Annotated in this window: 3 protein-coding genes; 1 reads left to right on the top strand and 2 read right to left on the bottom strand. The window is 68.3% G+C overall.

Features of this window, described 5'->3' with window-relative positions; all coding sequences use genetic code 11:
• The coding region (locus U9R90_RS34895; protein WP_411061401.1) for a Gfo/Idh/MocA family protein at positions 1-1,101 on the bottom strand (1,101 nt) is incomplete at its 3' end.
• Between the two features lie 353 nt (positions 1,102-1,454).
• Here U9R90_RS34895 and U9R90_RS34890 point away from each other — a divergent pair.
• Positions 1,455-2,171 carry a glycoside hydrolase family 12 protein gene (locus U9R90_RS34890; protein WP_411061400.1) on the top strand — a complete coding sequence of 239 codons (717 nt, stop codon included), beginning with the start codon at positions 1,455-1,457 and terminating at the stop codon, positions 2,169-2,171.
• A 164-nt stretch (positions 2,172-2,335) separates the two neighbouring features.
• Here U9R90_RS34890 and U9R90_RS34885 read toward each other — a convergent pair.
• Positions 2,336-3,071 (bottom strand): expansin EXLX1 family cellulose-binding protein (locus U9R90_RS34885; protein WP_411061399.1); only part of this gene is annotated, 736 nt, incomplete at its 5' end.

Raw genomic sequence — 3,071 nt, 5'->3', positions numbered from 1 at the left:
GGCGGTCCAGGGGGCGCCCGGCCCCTGCATCCGGCGGTGGAACGGGCTCCGGGGGGACCCCGTCTCGCCCTTGCGGACGATGCGCCGCTTGAAGGCGGACGCGTAGGTGGCGGCGGCGAACTCCAGGGTGTCACGTGCCTCGGACAGGGCGACCGGGGGCGGTGTGCCGTGCTCCAGGGCGTCGAGCACCTCGGCCAGCTGTGCCACGTGCCCGGAGGGGATCTCGGGTGCCCCGCTCTCCCAGGCGGCGAGGACGTCCGCCTCGTGACCGGGGGCCGGTGTGATGCACCAGTCCTTGTCGTCGTAGCCGTAGAGGTGGTCGACCTCGACGGTGGCGTACTCGAAGTCGAAGCGCAGAGAGCTGGTCTCCCGAGGTGAGAGCAGGGAGTTGACGACCGTGGCGAGAGCACCGTTCTCGAACGAGACCAGGACGCAGGAGACGTCCTCCGTCCGCGTCGGGCGGGCCAGCCTGTCGGCGATCGCGCTGACCTCGCGCCACGGACCGAGGACTGAGAGAAGCAGGTCGAACTGGTGGATGCCGTGGCCCATGGTGGGGCCGCCGCCCTCGCTCTCCCATGTCCCGCGCCAGGGCACGTCGAAGTACGTGTCGGGGCGGAACCACAGGGTGTGGCAGTGCGCCACGAGCGGACGGCCCAGCGCACCCGAGGCGTGGGCGGTGCGCAGCCGCTGCGCACCGGAGCCGAAGCGCTGCTGGAAGACGGCGGCGAAGTGGGCGCCACTCGCCCGCTCGGCCTCGGCGATCTCGTCGAGCTCGGCGAGGCTGAGGGCCGGGGGCTTCTCGCACAGGACGGTGGCCCCGGCCCTGAGGCAGGCCAGGGCCTGCTCCTTGTGGAGGCCCGGCGGGGTGCACAGATGGACCACGTCGGGGCGGGCGAGGGAGAGGAGATCGTCGAGGTGTGCGTACCGCCCGGGTATGCGCCAGTGCTCGCAGAAGGCGGAGAGGCGGGCGGCGTCGGTGTCGGCCGCTGCCACGAGCTCGGCACGGTCAACGAACCGCCGGAGCGCATCGGCGTGGGCGCCGGCGATGGCGCCGGTGCCGACGATCGCGGTACGGAGAGGGCGCTGACGGCGTCGGAGCATGCCTGCCTCCTGGCAAGTCGCGTGCCGCGCACCCAGTGCGCGGCACGGGAACGGTCGGGTTACGCGGTGGCGCAGGAAGCGCTGGTGAGGGTGGGGGCGAGACGTCGGTTAGTGAAGCGCTTCGACGCTGTCACTCTCCGAGATGTGATGTCAATGTCTGGTGAGGAAGAAGTTTGCATTGTCGGCAGGCTCTTGTATCGCCGGAAGTTCCTCATTACCTTGCGTCATCGAGTGAAGCGCTTCGACTATCACCGTGCGCAGGCTCCACGGCGAGCCGCAGCCCCGGATGACACGTCCTCAGCCAGGGGGCGTGGTAGCACCCCCACAATTCCCCCACCCATGGAAGGGACACCATGGCAAAAGGCGCGATACGCAGGGTCGGTATGGCGGTGCTGGCGCCGGCGATGGCGATCGGCGCCACCGTCGGCCTCGCCTCCGCCCCCGCTGCGGCAGCAGTCTGGAACTCCTGCGACCAATGGGGTAGCACCAGCCTGGATGGCTACAAGCTCTACAACAACGTCTGGGGCTCCGGCACCGGCAGCCAGTGCACCTGGGCCAACTCCGGGACCAGCTGGGGTGTCTGGGCCGACCACCCCAACACCGGCGGCATCAAGTCCTACCCCAACTCAACGAAGACGATCAACAAGACGATCGACTCCCTCGGCTGGCTCACCAGCAGCTACAACGTCAGCGTCCCGTCGTCCGGCGCATACAACACGTCGTACGACATCTGGGACGACGATCACCAGTACGAGATCATGCTGTGGGTCAACTACAACGGATCCGTCGGCTCGATCGGCACCTGGCAGGCCAACGTCACGCTCGGCGGCCACAACTGGAACGTCTACAAGGGCACCAACGGGTCGAACCAGGTGTTCTCGTTCCTGCGGACGTCCGACTCCAACTCCGGCACCGTGGACATCAAGCCGGTCCTCAACTGGATCGCCTACACCAAGGGCTGGATGCCCGCCAACGAGGTCATCGGCGACGTGCAGTTCGGCTATGAGGTCACCTCGTCGTCCGGCGGGCTCAACTTCATCACCAATAACCTGACTATCAGCGCCGGCTGACCCGACATCAGGGCCGAGGTCGGTCCGCGTCCTTCCTCATCAGGCGCGGACGACCTCGGCCCGCAGCGCGTTGTAGTCCGCGAACGTCGGTGCGACTTCGGTGCGACTTCGGTGCGGCTCAGGTCGCGGGTGTGCTTGCGAGTGCCCTTGGGTGGGTGGCGGGATCAGTGTCGGGCGAACTGGTCCTGGGTGGGTTGCACGACGTTCGGCCGCACCGCGATTCCGGTGACGGTCAGCCGTTCGCCGTAGATGTCGGTGAGTCTGATCGCGCTGCCGCACCCGCTGCCGTCCGCGGAGATGAAGTAGTTGTAGGCGGTGCGGGGCAGTTGCCGCCAGCCGCCTGAGGTGCGGATTTCCAGTCTGGCGAGTGGGTTGCGGTGGCCGATTGCCTGGATGGCGCACCAGTGGGGGCTGGAGCCGGTCTTGTACCGGATGGAGATCGTGTCGGAGGTGCTGGGGCTCAACAGGCTCCAGGTGATGGGGATCCGGCCGACCTTGAGGTCGGCGAGTTTGGCGAATGCCTCTTGACTGAGGTCGAGTTGGCCGGGTGCGCAAGGCAGGGGGCACTCGTTGGTGATCCGTACCGTGATGGATTTGCCGTTGGCCGCGCGGACGAGCACGTATGCGCCGCACGCCTTGGACGTCTCGTAGTCGGTGGTGTTCATGGCCGCGATCATGAGGTCGGGGCTCGGGCCGAACAGACAGGCGCCGTCTCCGTTGTCGGCCTCGTAGGCGGTGGCGACGCCCTGGTAGGAGGTGTGGGGCTTAATCCGGCCTGCCTGCGGGGTCGTGGCGGACTTCCGCGGCGGCTGCGGGGTGTCCGTGGGCGAGGGTCGAGCTGACGTGGTGGTCGCGGTGCCCGTCGGGGGCGCGGTGCCCGTCGGAGTGGGGGAGCCCGTC

The sequence above is a fragment of the Streptomyces sp. E11-3 genome, assembly GCF_046540415.1.
GTDB lineage: Bacteria > Actinomycetota > Actinomycetes > Streptomycetales > Streptomycetaceae > Streptomyces.
This window is presented reverse-complemented; position numbering and strand designations above follow the sequence as displayed.